The sequence below is a fragment of the Caulobacter segnis ATCC 21756 genome (assembly GCF_000092285.1).
In the GTDB taxonomy this organism is placed as follows: Bacteria; Pseudomonadota; Alphaproteobacteria; order Caulobacterales; family Caulobacteraceae; genus Caulobacter; species Caulobacter segnis.
In genome coordinates this window covers 2893660-2909073 of the sequence record NC_014100.1, presented here as the reverse complement: position 1 = coordinate 2909073, position 15414 = coordinate 2893660, and the positions used below count along the sequence as shown (strand labels likewise).

The window sequence follows — 15414 nt, the reverse complement described above, 5'->3', positions numbered from 1 at the left end:
GCCTAGTACTCGTCCTCGGCTTCGCGCTCGGCCGGGGTGCGATTGTCCGACATCTGGCGCGACTGAACCCGTTGCGGTCGACCGATGATGCCGCCGAGGTCGGCGAGATCGACGAAGTTGTCGGCCTGCCGGCGGAGGTCGTCGCTGGTCATCGGCGGCTGGCTCTTCATGGTCGAGACCACGGTGACGCGGCGTCCCTTGCGCTGGACAGCCTCGACCAGGGCGCGGAAGTCGCCGTCGCCCGAGAACAGGACCAGGTGATCAGCGGTCTCGGCCATCTGCAGCATGTCGACGGCGATCTCGATGTCCATGTCGCCGCGCCAGCGCTTGCGACCCTGGCTGTCGGTGAACTCTCGCGCCGGCTTCGTCACCAGGGTGAAGCCGTTGTAGTCCAGCCAATCCACGAGCGGGCGGATCGGCGAATAGTCGTCGTTCTCGGCGATGGCGGTGTAGTAATAGGCCCGGATCAGGACGCCGCGCTTTTTGAACTCGTCGAGCAGCTTGCGATAATCGATATCGAAGCCCAGCGCCTTGGCGGCGGAATAGAGATTGGCCCCATCGATGAACAGGGCGATGCGGTCTGTCGGATAGAAGGTCACGGTAATTCCTTGAAAAATCAGGTCGCTGAAAATGACTTGGACGAGGCCGTGATCGTGGCGCTCGGCTGCAATCTGGCGGGAGCCTATACGAGTCGCGAAGCCTTGTTGGAAGCCGCCCTTGTCGCTTTGACGCGGGAGGGGCTGGACCGTGTTGCGGTCTCGAACTGGTGGCGCTCGGCCGCCTGGCCGGACCCGGCGGGGCCTGAGTACCTGAACGGCGTTGCCATCGTCAGGACGGCGCTATCGCCCCAGGAAGTCCTGGCGGCCTTGCACCGGATCGAGGCGCGGTTCGGGCGGGCGAGGGGGCAGGCCAACGCGGCCCGCACCCTGGACTTGGACTTGATCGCTTACGGCCGCTCGGTGTTGGATGCTGACCTTGTCGTGCCGCATCCGCGCGCCCACGAGCGGCTGTTCGTCATGGGGCCGTTGGCGGAGCTCGCCTCGGCCTGGACACATCCGGTCATTGGCGAGACGGCTTCTCACTTGGCGGCGACGGCCACAGTCGGGCGCGATGCGCGGCCTGTCGCCAAGGCCTGACGTCGGGTCTGGTAGGGCAGGCCGCGACATCCTGGAGAACGCATCATGGCCGCCATCGAGGTCAATCCGGCGCATGTCCGCGAATTCGCGGACGCCGACGCTTTCTACGACTGGCTGTCGCGGCATCACGACCGCCAAGCCGAGGTGTGGATCAAGATCCACAAGCTATCCTCGGGGCTGCCGTCCATCACGCCCGTTCAGGCGATCGACGTAGTGCTGTGCTGGGGCTGGATCGACGGCGTGAAGAAGAGTTTCGACGCACGCAGCTATCTGCAGCGCTACACGCCGCGCGCCAGGAAGAGCATCTGGAGCCAGATCAACGTCGACAATGTCGCCCGCCTAATCGGCGAGGGACGCATGACGGCGCATGGCTTGCGCGAGGTCGAGGCGGCCAAGGCCGACGGCCGTTGGAATCGAGCCTACGGGAGCGGAAAGGGCATGAAGATCCCCGACGATCTTCAGGCGGCGATCGACGCCAGTCCTGCGGCGTGCGCCATGCTGGGCCGCCTGACTGAGCAGAACCGCTTCGCCCTGGCGTTTCGCACCCACAATATGAAGACCCCTGCTGGCCGTAGGAAGAAAATCGAGAGCTTCGTGGCCATGCTGGAGCGGGGCGAAACGATCTATCCCCAGAAGTCGCGCTGAAGGCTGCCGCGCACGGCGGCGCTGGACATTGACCCCCGAAGCGGGCATAAGCGCCCGCTCGCAAAAGCTGATGATCGTGCGCGGCGTTGCGCGTCGCCGCACGGAAGCCTATTTTGCGTTAGATAACCGCAGCCCGAGGAACTCATGGCCCGCGTCACCGTCGAAGATTGCGTCGAGAAGGTTCCGAACCGCTTCGCGCTCGTTTTGCTGTCGGCGCACCGCGCGCGTGGCATCTCCGCCGGCGCGGCCCTGATGGTCGACCGCGACAACGACAAGAACCCGGTCGTGGCCCTGCGCGAGATCGCCGACGACGTGATCGATCACGAGGGGCTCAAGGAGCACCTGATCACGACGCTGCAACGCGTCGACGAGCACACCGAAGCCGAGGAAGAGGCCGAAACCCTGGCCCTGCTGGCTGATCCGAGCCACATGCAGATGAGCGAGCTGGAACTGGTCCGCGCTCTGCAGAGCGACCGCGACGGCGGCCAGGAGGAGCGGTACTGAGCCCCGAAGGCGCAGACCCTCTCACTCTGGAAGCGGTCGCTAACGCCGCTTCATCCCAACGCGCGCCAGATTCCGCTCCTATTGGGGCCGAATCGGGCGCGTCGTCGTCTGTGGCTCCCGCCGAGCCCGCGCCGGCGCCAGCCGCTCCGGCCAAGCCGCGCCCCAAGTTTCTTCGCCAGTACGAGCTGATCGAGCGGGTCCACGCCTACGATCCGACCGCCAACGAGGCGCTGCTGAACCGCGCCTATGTCTACGCCATGCGCATGCACGGCTCGCAGACCCGGGCCAGCGGCGACCCCTACTACGCCCACCCGATCGAGGTGGCGGGCATCCTCACCGAATACCGGCTCGACACGGCGACCATCGTCACGGCGCTGCTGCACGACGTGATCGAGGACACCCCGGTCACCAAGGAGGAGATCGCCCAGCTGTTCGGCGAAGAGATCGCCGAGCTGGTCGAGGGCGTCACCAAGCTTTCCAAGCTCGAGCTCCAGGCCGAGCACACGCGTCAGGCCGAGAACCTGCGCAAGTTCATCCTGGCGATCTCCAAGGACGTGCGCGTCCTCCTGGTCAAGCTGGCGGACCGTCTGCACAACATGCGGACGCTGCACTTCATCAAGAACCAGGCCAAGCGCGAGCGCATCGCCCGCGAGACGCGCGACATCTACGCGCCGCTGGCTCGCAACATCGGCTGCCATCGCATCTGCGTGGAGCTGGAGGAACTGTCCTTCCAGCACACCAACCCCGTCGCGCGCGACGCCATCCTCCGCCGCCTGGACGCCTTGCGTGAAGAGCAGGGCGGCGCGGTGGCGCTGGTCAGCCAGGAAATCTCGGCGCGCCTGGAGTCGGCCAACCTGCCGTCGCGAGTGTTCGGTCGGGAAAAGTCGCCCTATTCGATCTGGCGCAAGCTGCAGCGCAAGTCGATCGGCTTCTCGCAGATGTCGGACATCTACGCCTTCCGCGTGATCGTCGACAGCGAGGAGGACTGCTACCGCGCGCTGGGCGTCGTTCACCGCGCCTGGTCCAGCGTGCCTGACCGGTTCAAGGACTACATCTCGACGCCCAAGCGGAACAATTATCGCTCGCTGCACACGACCGTGGTCGGACCGCGCGGCATGCGCATCGAGATGCAGATCCGCACCGAGGCGATGGACCGCGTCAACGAAGAGGGCGTCGCCGCCCATTTCCGTTACAAGGACGCCTCGTACGGCCTCGACCTGGAAGGCATGGAGGCCGCCGGCGGCCGCGACCCGCTGGCCAACCTGCGCCAGCTGGTCCAGGTGCTGGAGCACGGCGGCGACAGCGAAGAGCTGGTCGAGCACGCCAAGCTCGAAATGTTCCTCGACCAGGTGTTCGTGTTCACCCCCAAGGGCAAGCTGGTCAGCCTGCCGCGTGGGGCCATGCCGCTGGACTTCGCCTACGCTGTCCATACCGACGTCGGCGACACCTGCATCGGCGTGAAGATCAACGGCGAGCTGAAGCCGCTGCGCACGCCGCTGGTCAATGGCGACGTGGTCGAGGTGGTGCGCGGCTCCAAGCCCGTGGTGCCGCCGGACTGGCGCTCGCTGACGGTCACGGGCCGCGCCCGCTCGGCCATCCGCCGCCATATCCGTCAGGCCGAGAAGGAAGAGTTCCTGCGTCTGGGCAAGGCGTCGCTAGAGCAGGTCTTCGAGCGCGCCGGCAAGAAGCTCAAGGACGTCTCGCTGCGGCCGATCTTGGAACGGTTCGCGCTGGATACCGACGAAGCTCTGTTTGACGCGGTCGGTCGTGGCCGGGTCTCGCCCAGCCAGGTGCTCGAAACCGCCTATCCGGGCATGAAGGACGCCGATCGCGAAGCCGCCACGGCGCGTCGCAAGATCGAGGGCGGCAAGGACGCGACGCTATACGTCGGCGGCGGCGGACTGACCCCCGGCGTCTCGTTGCACTTCGCCCATTGCTGTAGCCCCGTGCCCGGCGATCGCATCGTCGGCATCCTCCGCGAGGACGGCGAGGGGCTGGACGTCCACACGATCGATTGCCCGCGCCTCGCCGAGTTCGAGGACCGCGAGGAGCTGTGGCGCGACCTGAACTGGACGCCCGAAGCCGAGCGTTCGACGATCTCGCTGACGCGCCTGCACGCGACCATCCAGAACGCGCCCGGCGTGCTGGGTCAGGTCTGCACGATCATCGGCGAAGCCGGCGGCAACATCGTCAACCTGCGCATGCATCACCGGCAGAGCGACTTCTTCGACACCGACATCGACGTCGAGGTCCGAGACGCCAAGCACCTGACGAACATCCAGGCCGCGCTGCGGGCCTGTCCCTCCGTGGAGACGGTGGATCGGACGCGCGGCTAAGCTGAGCCGTTGCTGGCTTCCCGTAAAAAGAGCACTCTCTTGGCGATCAAGCCAAGGGGGCAATCATGGGAGCCGTGCGCGTCTACTTCGCCACCAATCGCAACCATCAACCGGACAACGTCAGTGCTGTCTTCGGGCCGCGCTTCAACCAGCACGGCGTGGCGGCCTTGCGGTTCGGGCACGTCGATTTCGACGAGGGGGTGAAGAAGGTCAAGGATGGCGCCAGGGTCAAGGTCTACGAGGACATCCAATCGACGCCGGACCCCCTGACCGAACCAGACCTCACCAGGGGCGGCGGCTTGCTTCTGGAGGGTGTTCGCCAGGCCATGTGCGCGGGACGCGACACGCTGGTCTTCATCCACGGGTTCAATGTCAGCTTCAACGAAGCCCTGGAGGCGGGCGCGCTTCTGGCGCGACAAGTCCACGCCCTGCCAGCCGACGGAAACGACGTGCAGTCGCTCAATGTGGTGGTGTTCAGTTGGCCTTCGGACGGCGAGAAGGTGCCGTTCATGTCCTACTACAGTGACCGCGAGGACGCCCGCGCGTCAGGACCGGCGCTGGCGCGCACGTATCTGAAACTCCGTGACTTTCTCGCGTTCCTTTATCGGGCGGACGCTCAGCGCCCCATCGACGCCCCGTCCATCCTTTGCGAGCGCGGCCTGCACCTGATGGCGCACAGCATGGGGGCTTACGTGCTGCGCCAAGGTCTGCAGGCGCTTTTGGCCAAGGATGCCGACGGCCTTGTCCGCCTCTTCGATCAGATCGTATTGGCCTCGCCCGACGAGGACGATGACACCTTCGAATATGACACCAAGCTGAAGCTGCTTCCCCGCCTGGGCAAACGCGTCACCGTCTATTTCAATCCAAGGGACCGGGCGCTCTGGATATCGGACAAGACGAAGACCAATCCAGACCGGCTGGGCGCGGACGGGCCACGATTGATCGACTTGCTGCCGAAGAAGGTGGCCTTGGTCGATTGCCGTCGCGTGGCCGGCGTCGCCGATCCCCTGATCCAGCACAGCTATTATGTCGATAGCCCCGCCATGGTCGGCGATATCGGACAGGTGCTGGGTGATGTCGACATCGACGCCTTTCCCCATCGCCAATGGATTGGCGAGCGGCGGGTGTGGCGGATCGAGGTCGGGCCAGCCTAGGCTGTCGCCTTCAACGCCGCCACGGCGTCGCGTGTCGCGGCGGTCAGGGGCGAGGGCAGGGCGTCCAGCGCGAACCAGCCCCATTCGCGCAGGGCATGGGCCTCCTGGATCGACGGCTCTCCTTCGAAGGCGTCGACGCGGTAGGTGATCGCCACCCAGTGATAGTCCGGCGCGACCATGTCGGTGACCGCCAGGACGCGGCCGGCGGTGATGCGCACGCCGAGTTCTTCTTCGATCTCGCGTTCGGCGCAGGCGCTGGCCGCCTCGCCCCAGTCCAGCTTGCCGCCGGGAACGCCCCAGTGGTCGGCCTCGGGGTTCTTGACGCGCTTGACCAGCAGCAGGCGGCCCTGGTCGTCGAGGATGGCTGCGCCGCAGCCGACGCGGGGGCGGTGGATGTCTTCGCTCATAGGAGGGCGGTAGAGCCCGAAACGATGCCGAGGCGCAAGCCAGCGTTTGTAGACTCGGCCGCCTGAGCTATATCGACGGCCCATGACCAACGACGACGTTCTCGACGAATTCCGCGCGGCCGGCGCTCTTCGCGAAGGCCACTTCGTGCTGTCCAGCGGCCTGCACAGCCCCGTCTTCCTGCAGAAGAACCTGGTGTTCATGCGGCCCGAGCGCTGCGAGCGCCTCTGCAAGGCGCTGGCCCAGAAGATCATCGCCACCGTCGGCCAGGTCGACGTGGCCGTCTCACCGGCCGTCGGCGGCATCATCCCGGGCTACGAGACCGCCCGTCACCTGAACGTGCCGTCGATCTATGTCGAGCGCGAGAGCGGCGGCTTCAAGTTCCGCCGCGGCTTCCACCTGGAGCCCGGCCAGAAGGTCGTGATGGTCGAGGATATCGTCACCACCGGCCTGTCGTCGCGCGAGTGCATCCAGGCGATCAAGGACGCTGGCGGCGACGTCGTGGCGGCGGCCTGCATCGTCGACCGCTCGGGCGGCAAGGCCGACGTCGGCGTGCCGCTGATCGCGCTGGCCAGCCTTGAGGTCCCAGCCTATCCGGCCGACGCCCTGCCGCCGGAGCTGGCCGCGATCCCGATCGAGGACCCCGGCAGCCGCCGGCTAAAGAGCTGATCCCCTACGGCTTCGCCTGAGCCGGCGGCGTCAGCTGCTTGACCGGCCAGGCGACGCCCAGTTGCTCCAGATACGTCCCGTACTTTTCGGGATCGTAGTAGTATTTCTTCATCTCGGGCCGGAAGCGCGCCATGGTCTCGGCGTTGATCTGCACCTGCGGCTTGTCCGTCGCCGACAACATCGGCACGTACTTCTGCGTCTTGGTCTGGACGTTGGTGAAGTAGGCCTTCGACTCCGCCAGCAGCTTGGGCTGGGTCAGCAGGTCCAGGGTCGTCATCGCCACCACCTTGGAGCCCGCGACGACGCCCTTGTGGGCGATCGGCGTCGCCATGGCGATGGCGTTGGCCCAGTGGTGGCCGGGCAGGTCGGGGATGTTGGCCGGATAGTTGATGGTGATCGTGGGCATGATCCACGAGATGTCGCCGATGTCGTCCGAACCGCCGCTTTCGGGCTTTTCCTCCGGCGCCTTCAAGCCCTTCAGCTTGACGTCGAGGCCTTCTTTCTTGGTCGAGCCGACATTGGTCTGCACCGCCTTGGCGAAGGCCTGTTCGTCATCGCTCCACTTGGGCAGGCCGACGACCTCGATGTTCCTCTGCGCCGCCTCGGCCATCGGGCGATTGAAGTAGCGGGGGGCCGCGGTGCCGACGATGGCGTAGTCGACCTTGGTGTCGGTCATGTCGGCCGCCGCCTTGGCGATCTTGTTGCCGATCTCCCAGTTCTTCCTGATCGCGTCGAAGCTCTGCTCGCGGAAATAGTACCAGACGGTCGCTTCGGACGGCACGACGTTCGGTTGGTCGCCGCCGTCGGTGATGACGTAATGCGAGCGTTGCTCGGGCTTCAGGTGCTCGCGGCGCATATTCCAGCCCATGTCCATCAGCTCGACGGCGTCCAGCGCGCTGCGGCCGCGCCAGGGCGCGCCGGCCGAGTGGGCGGATTCGCCGTGGAAGTTATACTTGACCGAGACAAGGCCCGTGCCCGACGCCGCTCCCCAGCTGGTCTGCAGGTTCGAGCCCACGTGGGTGAAGATGGTGGCGTCCACGCCTTTGAAGGCGCCGTCCCTGACCATGTAGGCCTTGCCGGCCACCAACTCCTCGGCCACGCCAGGCCACAGCACCAGCGTGCCGGCGATATCGTGCTTGACCATCGCGTCCTTGACGGCGAGGGCGGCGACGACGTTCAGCGCCTGACCCGAGTTATGGCCCTCGCCGTGTCCGGGCGCGCCCGGGATGATCGGGTCATGCCAAGGGACGCCCGGCTTCTGGGACGCCTTGGGGATGCAGTCGAGGTCGCTACCCAGCGCGATGGTCGGGCCGTCTTGGCCGTGCTTCCAGGTGGCGATCCAGGCGGTCGGAATGCCGGAGACGCCACGCTGGATGGTGAAGCCGTTCTCCTCCAGCACCCTGGTGATGTAGGCCGAGGTCTCGATCTCCTGGAAGCCGAGCTCGCCGAACGAGAAGATCTTGTCGTTCATGACCTGCGCCAGCTTGGCGCGGCTTTCGACGCCCACGACCGTCTCGGCCTTGAGAGCCTTCAGCTTGCTGGCCGAGACGTCAGCGGCGGTCGCGCCGCCCGCCAGGACAAGCGCAAGGGCGCCCGCCGTCGCGGCGAGCCAGGTTTTCTGAAAGCTCATGATCGTATCCCCCCAAGGTCAAGCCGGTGGACGATCGGGCGCCTTGGACGGTTTGTCTATTCGCGCCCCTGGCGCCGGCGTGGGAAATTCCCACCTGCACAGCCAAGCGGCTGGGCTTATAGGTCAGTGGCGGACCGCCCTGGGTCCGCCCGCGACGCGGCCGAAGGACGGGAAGACGGATGAGCTTGCGACTGGGCGTCAACATCGATCACGTGGCTACGATCCGTAACGCGCGGGGGTCGTGGTATCCCGAGCCAGTGCGCGCCGCCGAACTGGCGCTCGCCGCCGGCGCCGACGGCATCACCGCTCACCTGCGTGAGGATCGCCGCCACATCAGCGACGCCGATATCGCCGTGCTGACCGACCTCTGCCACAAGCGGGGCAAGCCGCTGAATTTCGAGATGGCCGTGACCGACGAGATGGTCGAGATCGCGCTCGGCGCCAAGCCGCATGCGGCCTGCCTCGTGCCAGAGCGTCGCGAAGAGGTCACCACCGAGGGCGGCCTGGACGTGATCAAGGGGCAGGCGCGGATCGTCGCCGCCACGGCCCGGCTTCGCACCGTCGGCGCCCGTGTCTCCCTGTTCATCGAGCCGGATCCCGAGCAGATCCGAGCCTCGGCGGCGGCGGGCGCTCAGGTGGTCGAGCTGCACACCGGCGCCTATTGCGACGCGGCGCGCGCGGGCGAGGCTTCCCGCGCCGAGACGATCCTGCAAAGGCTCAAGGTGGGCGCGGCCCTGGCTGCGGAACTTGGCCTGGAGGTCCATGCCGGTCACGGTATCGACTACGCCACGGTCAAGCCGATCGCCGCGATCCCGGAGATCGCCGAGCTTAACATCGGCCACTTCCTGATCGGCGAGGCGATCTTCGTCGGCTTGCCCCAGGCCATCCAGCGCATGCGCGCCCTGATGGACGCCGCGCGGGTGGAGCTGGCCGCATGATCATCGGGATCGGCTCGGATCTCTGCGACATCCGTCGGATCGAGAAGTCCCTCGAGCGCTTCGGCGATCGCTTCACCAACAAGGTCTTCACCGAGGTCGAGCGCAAACGGTCCGAGCGCAAGCCGGACCGCGCTTCCAGCTACGCCAAGCGTTTCGCGGCCAAGGAGGCCTGTTCCAAGGCGCTGGGAACGGGTCTGAAGCGCGGTGTTCACCTGGCGGGGATGGGCGTGGTCAACCTGCCGTCGGGCAAGCCGACCATGGCTTTGACTGGGGGCGCGCTGGAGCGCCTTAAGGCCATGACACCCCCCGGGATGGAGGCGGTGATCCACCTCTCCTTGACCGACGACCATCCCTACGCCCAGGCGTTCGTGATCATCGAGGCGCTGCCGGCGGGGCAGTCGGTCCAACCTTCGCCGTAAACGGCGGCTAACGCGCCCGCACTTGCCCGTCGCGGCAACCCCGTCTAGCAAAGCCACATCCGGTTCGCCGGACCGTCCTTTTCGAAGAGCTCAGCGCCCGCATGACCGACGTCGCCGACACGCCACCGCCCGGAGAGAAGGGCGCCGTCGCCGAGCTCATCGAGATCATCAAGACCGTCGCCTACGCCCTGGGCATCGCTCTCGTGCTGCGGGTCCTGCTGTTCCAGCCGTTCACGATCCCGTCGGCCTCGATGGAGCCGAACCTCTATCAGGGCGATTACATCATCGTGTCGAAGTTCAGCTATGGCTGGAGCCGGCACTCGATCCCGTTCAGCCCGCCGATCATCAAGGGTCGGATCTTCAATCACGCGCCGACGCGTGGCGACATCGTCGTGTTCAAGCTGCCGCGGGACAACCGCACCGACTACATCAAGCGCTTGATCGGCATGCCCGGCGACAAGATCCAAATCCGTGGCGGCGCGGTCTTCATCAACGGCAAGGAACTGCCGCGCAAGCCGCTGCCGCCGGCCTTGGTGGACACCGGCTACGGCTTCACCCAGCAGGTCCAGCGCTTCGAGGAAACCAACCCCGAAGGCCGCCAGTACAAGACCCAGGACTTCGGTCCGGACAGCCGCGGCGACAACACCGGCGTCTATACGGTGCCGGCGGGTTGTTACTTCTTCATGGGCGACAACCGCGACAACTCGGCCGACAGCCGCTTTGATCCGGGCGTCTCGCCGTTCAAGACCAGCGCCTGCAAGTGGGACTACGAGCTGGACCAATACATCGGCGACGAGGTCGGCGTCGGTTTCGTGCCGGAAGAGAACCTGGTCGGCCGCGCCCAGATCATCCTGCTGTCGTGGAACGCCGAAGCCAGCCTGTTCAAGCCCTGGACCTGGTTCCTGGACGCGCGTCCCAGCCGCTTCTTCCACGTCCTGAAGTGATTTCGGCTCATGGATAGGCGCGCCACCGCCGTCGGCGATCTGGAGCGCCGGATCGGTCACCAGTTCGAGGATCGCGAACTTCTCGAGCGCGCCCTGACCCACGCCAGCGTCGGCGATGGGGCCAAGAAGGTTCGCGACAACGAGGTGCTGGAGTTCATCGGCGACCGTGTGCTGGGTCTCCTGGCCGCCGAGGCCTTGGCCCAGCGGTTCCCGAAGGCCAAGGAGGGCGAGCTCGCGCCGCGTCTCAACGCCCTGGTCAGCCGCGAGACCTGCGCCCGCGTGGCGCGAGTGGCCGAGTTAGGCCCTGCGCTGCGCCTTTCGGCGTCGTCCAGCAAGATCGGCGGCCGCGAGACCGAGTCGATCCTGGCCGGCGCCACCGAAGCCTTGATGGCGGCTCTTTATCAGGACGGCGGGCTCGACGCGGCGCGGCGGGTGTTCCTTAGCCTGTGGGCTGACGAGTTCGACCGGGCCGGCGAGGGGCGCCCGCGCGATCCCAAGACCGCGCTGCAGGAATGGGCGCAGGGCAAGGGGCGTCCGCTGCCGACCTATCGTGTCCTGGATCGCACCGGCCCAGACCACGCGCCGGTGTTCACGGTCGAGGTCGTCGTGGCCGGCGTCGATCCCGCCATGGCCAAGGGCAAGTCGCGTCAGGAGGCCGAGAAAGCCGCCGCCAAGGCTTTGCTGGAGCGCGAGCGGGCGGGCTGATCCTTAGAACGTCATGAACATGGCGACGACCGCCAGGCTCATGACGGCTGTCGCAAGCCAGCCGAAGAGCTTCTGAGCGGGCGTGGCGACAAAAGCTCCCATCTGGGCCTTGCGGCTGGCCACCACCATCATCGCGGCCATGATCGGCACCGAGATGACGCCGTTGATCACCGCGCTCCAGAACAGCGCCTTGATCGGATCAAGACCTGAATAGTCGACCAGCAGGCCCATCACGATCGCGGCGGCGATCACGGTGTAAAAGGCCTTCGCCTCCGTAGGTTTGTGCTCGAGACCGCTTTTCCAGCCGCGCAACTCGCCCAGGGCGTAGCCCACGGAGCCGGCCAGCACCGGCACGGCGAGCAGGCCGGTCCCGACGACGCCGAGCGCGAACAGGAGGAAGGCGAGCTCGCCCGCCACGGGGCGCAGCGCCTCGGCCGCCTGCTCGGTGGTCTGAATGTCCGTGACGCCGCTGGCGTGCAGGGTCACGGCGGTGGTCAGGATGATGAAGAACGCGATCAGGTTCGACACGCCCATGCCGACGAGAGTGTCCCACCGTATGCGCCTCAGCTCCGCCGGCGCGTCTGTCGGATCGTCGATCAGCGGGGCCTCGCCCTTGGCTTCCTCGTCCTCCACCTCCTCGGAGCTCTGCCAGAAGAAGAGGTAGGGGCTGATGGTGGTGCCGAACACGGCGACCACGACGACGATCCAGCCGCTCTTGGGTAGCTGCGGCCAGACGGTGTGGAGCGCGACCTGCGCCCAGTCGATCTTCACGGTGAAGACGACCGCGACGTAGGCGAACAGCGCCATGGTCAGCCATTTCAGCAGCTTCACATAGCGATGGTAGGGCACAAAAACCTGCAGCAGCAGGCTGACGATCGCGAAGCCGATGGTCAGGGCGTGCTCGTTCCAGCCCGTCACCAGGCGCGCCGCCGCGCCCATGGCGGCGAGGTCCGCGCCGATGTTGATCGCGTTGCCGATGAACAGCAGGGCCACCAAGCTCATCACCGCCCAACCGGGAAAAACCCTCGCCAGGTTGGTCGACAGGCCATGCCCGGTCACGCGACCGATGCGGGCGCTGATCGACTGGATGGCGACCATCAGCGGATAGGTCAGCACCACGGTCCACAGCATATTGAGGCCGAACTGCGCGCCGGCCTGGGAGTATGTCGCGATGCCGCTGGGGTCGTCGTCCGCCGCGCCGGTGATCAAGCCGGGGCCCAGGGTGCGCAGGACCTTGGGCGTGGGCAAGGCCGGTTCGATCGAGCTCATGCGGTTTCCCGATTCCCTTGCGTGGGCCTGATGAGAAGACCAATGCCTAGCTTAGCGGCGATCACAAGGCAGGCGGGGCGGGATTTTCCAATCCATCAGTGCTACACGCACGCGCAATGACTGAAACCACCTCCCAAACCCGCGCCGGCTTCGCGGCCATCATCGGCGCGCCGAACGCCGGCAAGTCCACCCTGGTCAACCGCATGGTCGGGGCCAAGGTCTCGATCGTGACCCAGAAGGTCCAGACCACGCGCTTCCCCGTCCGCGGCGTCGCGATCGCTGGCGATACCCAGATCGTCCTCGTCGACACGCCCGGCATCTTCAGCCCGCGCCGTCGCCTGGACCGCGCCATGGTGCGCGCCGCCTGGGCCGGCTCGGAAGAAGCCGAAGCCACCGTCCACCTCGTGGACGTGCAGGCCGAGTTGGCCAGCCGCGCCGACAAGGCCACGCCGGGCGAATACCGCTCGGCCCAGGACGTCCAGACCATCATCGAGGGCCTGAAGGCCGCCGATCGCAAGGTGATCCTGGCGCTGAACAAGATCGACGGCATTAAGCGCGACACCCTGCTGGCCATCGCCAAGGACTTCTTCGACACCGGCGTCTACACCGACGTCTTCATGATCAGCGCGCAGACCGGCGCGGGCGTCGACGACCTGACCGCCAAGCTCGTGACCATGATGCCGGAAGGGCCCTGGCTTTATCCGGAAGACCAGACCGCCGACCTGCCGGCCCGCCTGCTGGCCGCGGAGATCACCCGCGAGAAGGTCTACCTGCGCGTCCACGAAGAGCTGCCCTACGCGGCCATGGTCGAGACGACCGCCTTCGAGGAGCGCAAGGACGGCAGCGTCCGCATCGAGCAGACCATCCTGGTCGAGCGCGACGGCCAGCGGGTGATCGTGATCGGCAAGGGCGGGCAGACGCTGAAGTGGATCGGTCAGGCCGCGCGCGAGGAGCTGTGCGAGATCCTCGATCGCAAGGTGCACCTGTTCCTGCACGTGAAGGTCAAGGAGAACTGGGCCGAGGAGCGAGGTCTGTTCAGCGACATCGGACTCGATTTCGATGTTTGACGCGCCCGCGCCGCTCGTCGATCTCGACGCGTACTTCACGCGTATCGGCTATGACGGTGCGCGCGAGGCGACCTTGTCGGTGCTGCGCACCCTGACGCTGAAGCACCCCGACGCCATCCCCTTCGAGAACCTCGACGTCCTGCTGGGGCGGGGGATCAGCATTGTTCCGGCCGACATCGACGCCAAGCTGATCGGCGCCGGGCGGGGCGGCTACTGCTACGAGCAGAACGGCCTCCTGAAGCGGGTGCTGACGGCGCTGGGCTTTCAGGTCGAGGGCCTGATGGCCCGCGTCCAGTGGCTCGTCCCCGAAGGCGCGCCGCCCCGTCCGCGCTCGCACATGGTGCTGGGCGTCCGGCTCGAGGGCGAGACCTGGCTGGTCGACAACGGTTTCGGCGGTTGCGTGCTGACTGGCCCGCTGAAGCTGTTCTCCGACGAGGTCCAGGACACGCCGCACGGGCAGTTCCGGATCGTCGACGTCACGCTGGGCGGCGTCGCCGAGCGGCAAGTCCAGGCCAATCTCTCGGGCAAGTGGGCGCCGCTGTACCAGGTCGCCCAGGGCGCCTGGGCCGACATCGACTACGAGCAGGCCAACTACTTCACCTACACCCACCCCAGCTCGCATTTCACCTGGAGCATGACGGTTGGGCGCATCACGCCCACCGCGCGCTACGCCTTGAAGAACAACCGTTTCACCCATCGCGACGGCACCGGCGCGGTGGTCGAGCAGCGCGATCTCTCGGTCGACGAGCTGGAGGCGATCCTGCGAGACGTGATCGGCCTGCCGGTCGCGGCCGACTGGCGTCCGGTGCTGGAAAAGGTCGTGGCCTGGGGGACGCCGTCCTAGATGGAATGGGAGGACGAAGCCTATGTCCTCTCGGCGCGCTCGCACGGCGAGACCGGCGCGATCGTCGAACTGCTGACCCAGGATCGCGGCAAGTTCGCCGCCCACGTGGCGGGCGCAGCCTCGCGACGGATGAAGCCTTTCCTGCAACCTGGCGCGCGGGTCATCGCGCGCTATAGGGCCAGGATGTCCGACCAGCTGGGCTCGGCCAGCCTGGAGCCGATGGGCGAGGGGCCCTCGTCGCTGTTCGATGATCGCCTGGCCTTGGCGGGCCTTTCGGCCGCCGCCGCCGTGGCCGCCGCGGCGTTGCCCGAGCGCGAAGCCCATCCCGGCGCGTTCCACGCGCTGGAGGCGCTGATCCGCGTGCTGGAGGTCTCCGAGATCTGGCCCGCCGTCTATGTCCGCTACGAGGCTGGACTGCTGCAGGAACTGGGCTTTGGCCTGGACCTCTCGCGGTGCGCGGCCACCGGCGTGTTCGACGACCTCGTCTATGTCAGCCCCCGCACGGGGCGGGCCGTCAGCCGCGAGGCCGGTCGCCCCTATCACGACAAGCTTCTGCCGCTGCCGCCGTTCATGCTGTCGTCCCAAGGCGGCTTGGCGGAAGGCGACGTGAAGGCTGGCCTCGACATCACCGGCCACTTCCTGGAGCAGTTCGTGTTCGGTCCGCTGAACCGGCCTTTGCCGCCCGCGCGGATGTGGCTGCTCGACCGGCTGACCGAGGCGGGCAGGCTTTAAGAACCGTCACATTGCGA

At 66.7% G+C, this 15414-nt stretch carries 17 protein-coding genes; 13 read left to right on the top strand and 4 right to left on the bottom strand.

Going from position 1 to position 15414, the window contains the following annotated elements; translation table 11 throughout:
- Nucleotides 1-2: 2 nt before the first annotated feature.
- Complete coding sequence (locus CSEG_RS13315) at nucleotides 3-599, bottom strand: LabA-like NYN domain-containing protein (protein ID WP_013079758.1); 597 nt, start codon at nucleotides 597-599, stop codon at nucleotides 3-5.
- A 48-nt stretch (nucleotides 600-647) separates the two neighbouring features.
- Between CSEG_RS13315 and folK the strand changes: the two genes are divergently transcribed.
- The 5 genes from folK (at nucleotide 648) to CSEG_RS13290 (ending at nucleotide 5775) form a co-directional block, all read left to right on the top strand.
- Entirely contained in the window at nucleotides 648-1136 is a 489-nt protein-coding gene (gene folK, locus CSEG_RS13310; protein ID WP_167535157.1) for a 2-amino-4-hydroxy-6-hydroxymethyldihydropteridine diphosphokinase, read from the top strand.
- 45 nt (nucleotides 1137-1181) lie between these two features.
- Complete coding sequence (locus CSEG_RS13305) at nucleotides 1182-1781, top strand: YdeI/OmpD-associated family protein (protein WP_013079756.1); 600 nt, start codon at nucleotides 1182-1184, stop codon at nucleotides 1779-1781.
- A 144-nt stretch (nucleotides 1782-1925) separates the two neighbouring features.
- Nucleotides 1926-2285 (top strand): DNA-directed RNA polymerase subunit omega, encoded by a 360-nt coding sequence (gene rpoZ / locus CSEG_RS13300; protein ID WP_004619634.1) that lies wholly within the window; start codon nucleotides 1926-1928, stop codon nucleotides 2283-2285.
- A gap of 110 nt (nucleotides 2286-2395) precedes the next feature.
- Nucleotides 2396-4621 carry a RelA/SpoT family protein gene (locus CSEG_RS13295; protein ID WP_013079755.1) on the top strand — a complete coding sequence of 742 codons (2226 nt, stop codon included), beginning with the start codon at nucleotides 2396-2398 and terminating at the stop codon, nucleotides 4619-4621.
- Nucleotides 4622-4686: 65 nt separating this feature from the next.
- On the top strand, nucleotides 4687-5775 hold the full coding sequence (locus CSEG_RS13290; RefSeq protein WP_013079754.1) for an alpha/beta hydrolase: 1089 nt from the start codon (nucleotides 4687-4689) through the stop codon (nucleotides 5773-5775).
- Here CSEG_RS13290 and CSEG_RS13285 read toward each other — a convergent pair.
- A complete protein-coding gene (locus CSEG_RS13285) occupies nucleotides 5772-6182 on the bottom strand; it encodes an NUDIX domain-containing protein (RefSeq protein ID WP_013079753.1) in 411 nt (136 codons plus the stop codon). The genes CSEG_RS13290 and CSEG_RS13285 overlap by 4 nt on opposite strands.
- Nucleotides 6183-6264: 82 nt before the next feature.
- Between CSEG_RS13285 and pyrE the strand changes: the two genes are divergently transcribed.
- The gene (gene pyrE, locus CSEG_RS13280; RefSeq protein WP_013079752.1) at nucleotides 6265-6849 is read left to right on the top strand and encodes an orotate phosphoribosyltransferase; all 585 of its coding nucleotides are present in this window, start codon (nucleotides 6265-6267) and stop codon (nucleotides 6847-6849) included.
- Between the two features lie 4 nt (nucleotides 6850-6853).
- Here pyrE and CSEG_RS13275 read toward each other — a convergent pair whose 3' ends face one another.
- On the bottom strand, nucleotides 6854-8479 hold the full coding sequence (locus CSEG_RS13275) for a M20 family metallopeptidase (protein WP_013079751.1): 1626 nt from the start codon (nucleotides 8477-8479) through the stop codon (nucleotides 6854-6856).
- Nucleotides 8480-8658: 179 nt separating this feature from the next.
- Between CSEG_RS13275 and CSEG_RS13270 the strand changes: the two genes are divergently transcribed.
- The 4 genes from CSEG_RS13270 to rnc all read left to right on the top strand — a co-directional run bounded on the left by CSEG_RS13270 (nucleotide 8659) and on the right by rnc (nucleotide 11485).
- A complete protein-coding gene (locus CSEG_RS13270; RefSeq protein ID WP_013079750.1) occupies nucleotides 8659-9417 on the top strand; it encodes a pyridoxine 5'-phosphate synthase in 759 nt (252 codons plus the stop codon).
- A complete protein-coding gene (gene acpS / locus CSEG_RS13265; RefSeq protein ID WP_013079749.1) occupies nucleotides 9414-9836 on the top strand; it encodes a holo-ACP synthase in 423 nt (140 codons plus the stop codon). Before CSEG_RS13270 ends, acpS begins: the two co-directional genes overlap by 4 nt.
- A gap of 101 nt (nucleotides 9837-9937) precedes the next feature.
- Nucleotides 9938-10780 (top strand): signal peptidase I, encoded by an 843-nt coding sequence (gene lepB / locus CSEG_RS13260; RefSeq protein WP_013079748.1) that lies wholly within the window; start codon nucleotides 9938-9940, stop codon nucleotides 10778-10780.
- 9 nt (nucleotides 10781-10789) lie between these two features.
- Entirely contained in the window at nucleotides 10790-11485 is a 696-nt protein-coding gene (rnc, locus tag CSEG_RS13255; protein WP_013079747.1) for a ribonuclease III, read from the top strand.
- Between the two features lie 3 nt (nucleotides 11486-11488).
- Here rnc and CSEG_RS13250 read toward each other — a convergent pair whose 3' ends face one another.
- The gene (locus CSEG_RS13250; protein ID WP_013079746.1) at nucleotides 11489-12754 is read right to left on the bottom strand and encodes an Nramp family divalent metal transporter; all 1266 of its coding nucleotides are present in this window, start codon (nucleotides 12752-12754) and stop codon (nucleotides 11489-11491) included.
- Nucleotides 12755-12870: 116 nt separating this feature from the next.
- On the opposite strand from CSEG_RS13250, the gene era reads away from it, so the two are divergent.
- From era to recO, 3 genes are read left to right on the top strand one after another with little or no spacing between them, the layout of a single operon-like run.
- The gene (era, locus tag CSEG_RS13245; RefSeq protein WP_013079745.1) at nucleotides 12871-13821 is read left to right on the top strand and encodes a GTPase Era; all 951 of its coding nucleotides are present in this window, start codon (nucleotides 12871-12873) and stop codon (nucleotides 13819-13821) included.
- Nucleotides 13814-14665 carry an arylamine N-acetyltransferase family protein gene (locus CSEG_RS13240; RefSeq protein ID WP_013079744.1) on the top strand — a complete coding sequence of 284 codons (852 nt, stop codon included), beginning with the start codon at nucleotides 13814-13816 and terminating at the stop codon, nucleotides 14663-14665. The genes era and CSEG_RS13240 overlap by 8 nt, the downstream gene beginning before the upstream one ends.
- Nucleotides 14666-15397, top strand: coding sequence for a DNA repair protein RecO (recO, locus tag CSEG_RS13235; RefSeq protein WP_013079743.1), 732 nt, complete (start codon nucleotides 14666-14668; stop codon nucleotides 15395-15397).
- The last annotated feature ends 17 nt before the right edge of the window (nucleotides 15398-15414 follow it).

What these genes read in the sequence shown, in the direction of transcription:
- CSEG_RS13275 (WP_013079751.1), bottom strand. Translation starts at nt 8,479, where the DNA reads ATGAGCTTTCAGAAAACCTGGCTCGCCGCGACGGCGGGCGCCCTTGCG.
- rpoZ (WP_004619634.1), top strand. Translation starts at nt 1,926, where the DNA reads ATGGCCCGCGTCACCGTCGAAGATTGCGTCGAGAAGGTTCCGAACCGC.
- acpS (WP_013079749.1), top strand. Translation starts at nt 9,414, where the DNA reads ATGATCATCGGGATCGGCTCGGATCTCTGCGACATCCGTCGGATCGAG.
- CSEG_RS13250 (WP_013079746.1), bottom strand. Translation starts at nt 12,754, where the DNA reads ATGAGCTCGATCGAACCGGCCTTGCCCACGCCCAAGGTCCTGCGCACC.
- pyrE (WP_013079752.1), top strand. Translation starts at nt 6,265, where the DNA reads ATGACCAACGACGACGTTCTCGACGAATTCCGCGCGGCCGGCGCTCTT.
- CSEG_RS13240 (WP_013079744.1), top strand. Translation starts at nt 13,814, where the DNA reads ATGTTTGACGCGCCCGCGCCGCTCGTCGATCTCGACGCGTACTTCACG.
- CSEG_RS13285 (WP_013079753.1), bottom strand. Translation starts at nt 6,182, where the DNA reads ATGAGCGAAGACATCCACCGCCCCCGCGTCGGCTGCGGCGCAGCCATC.
- lepB (WP_013079748.1), top strand. Translation starts at nt 9,938, where the DNA reads ATGACCGACGTCGCCGACACGCCACCGCCCGGAGAGAAGGGCGCCGTC.
- rnc (WP_013079747.1), top strand. Translation starts at nt 10,790, where the DNA reads ATGGATAGGCGCGCCACCGCCGTCGGCGATCTGGAGCGCCGGATCGGT.
- era (WP_013079745.1), top strand. Translation starts at nt 12,871, where the DNA reads ATGACTGAAACCACCTCCCAAACCCGCGCCGGCTTCGCGGCCATCATC.
- recO (WP_013079743.1), top strand. Translation starts at nt 14,666, where the DNA reads ATGGAATGGGAGGACGAAGCCTATGTCCTCTCGGCGCGCTCGCACGGC.
- CSEG_RS13290 (WP_013079754.1), top strand. Translation starts at nt 4,687, where the DNA reads ATGGGAGCCGTGCGCGTCTACTTCGCCACCAATCGCAACCATCAACCG.
- CSEG_RS13270 (WP_013079750.1), top strand. Translation starts at nt 8,659, where the DNA reads ATGAGCTTGCGACTGGGCGTCAACATCGATCACGTGGCTACGATCCGT.
- CSEG_RS13305 (WP_013079756.1), top strand. Translation starts at nt 1,182, where the DNA reads ATGGCCGCCATCGAGGTCAATCCGGCGCATGTCCGCGAATTCGCGGAC.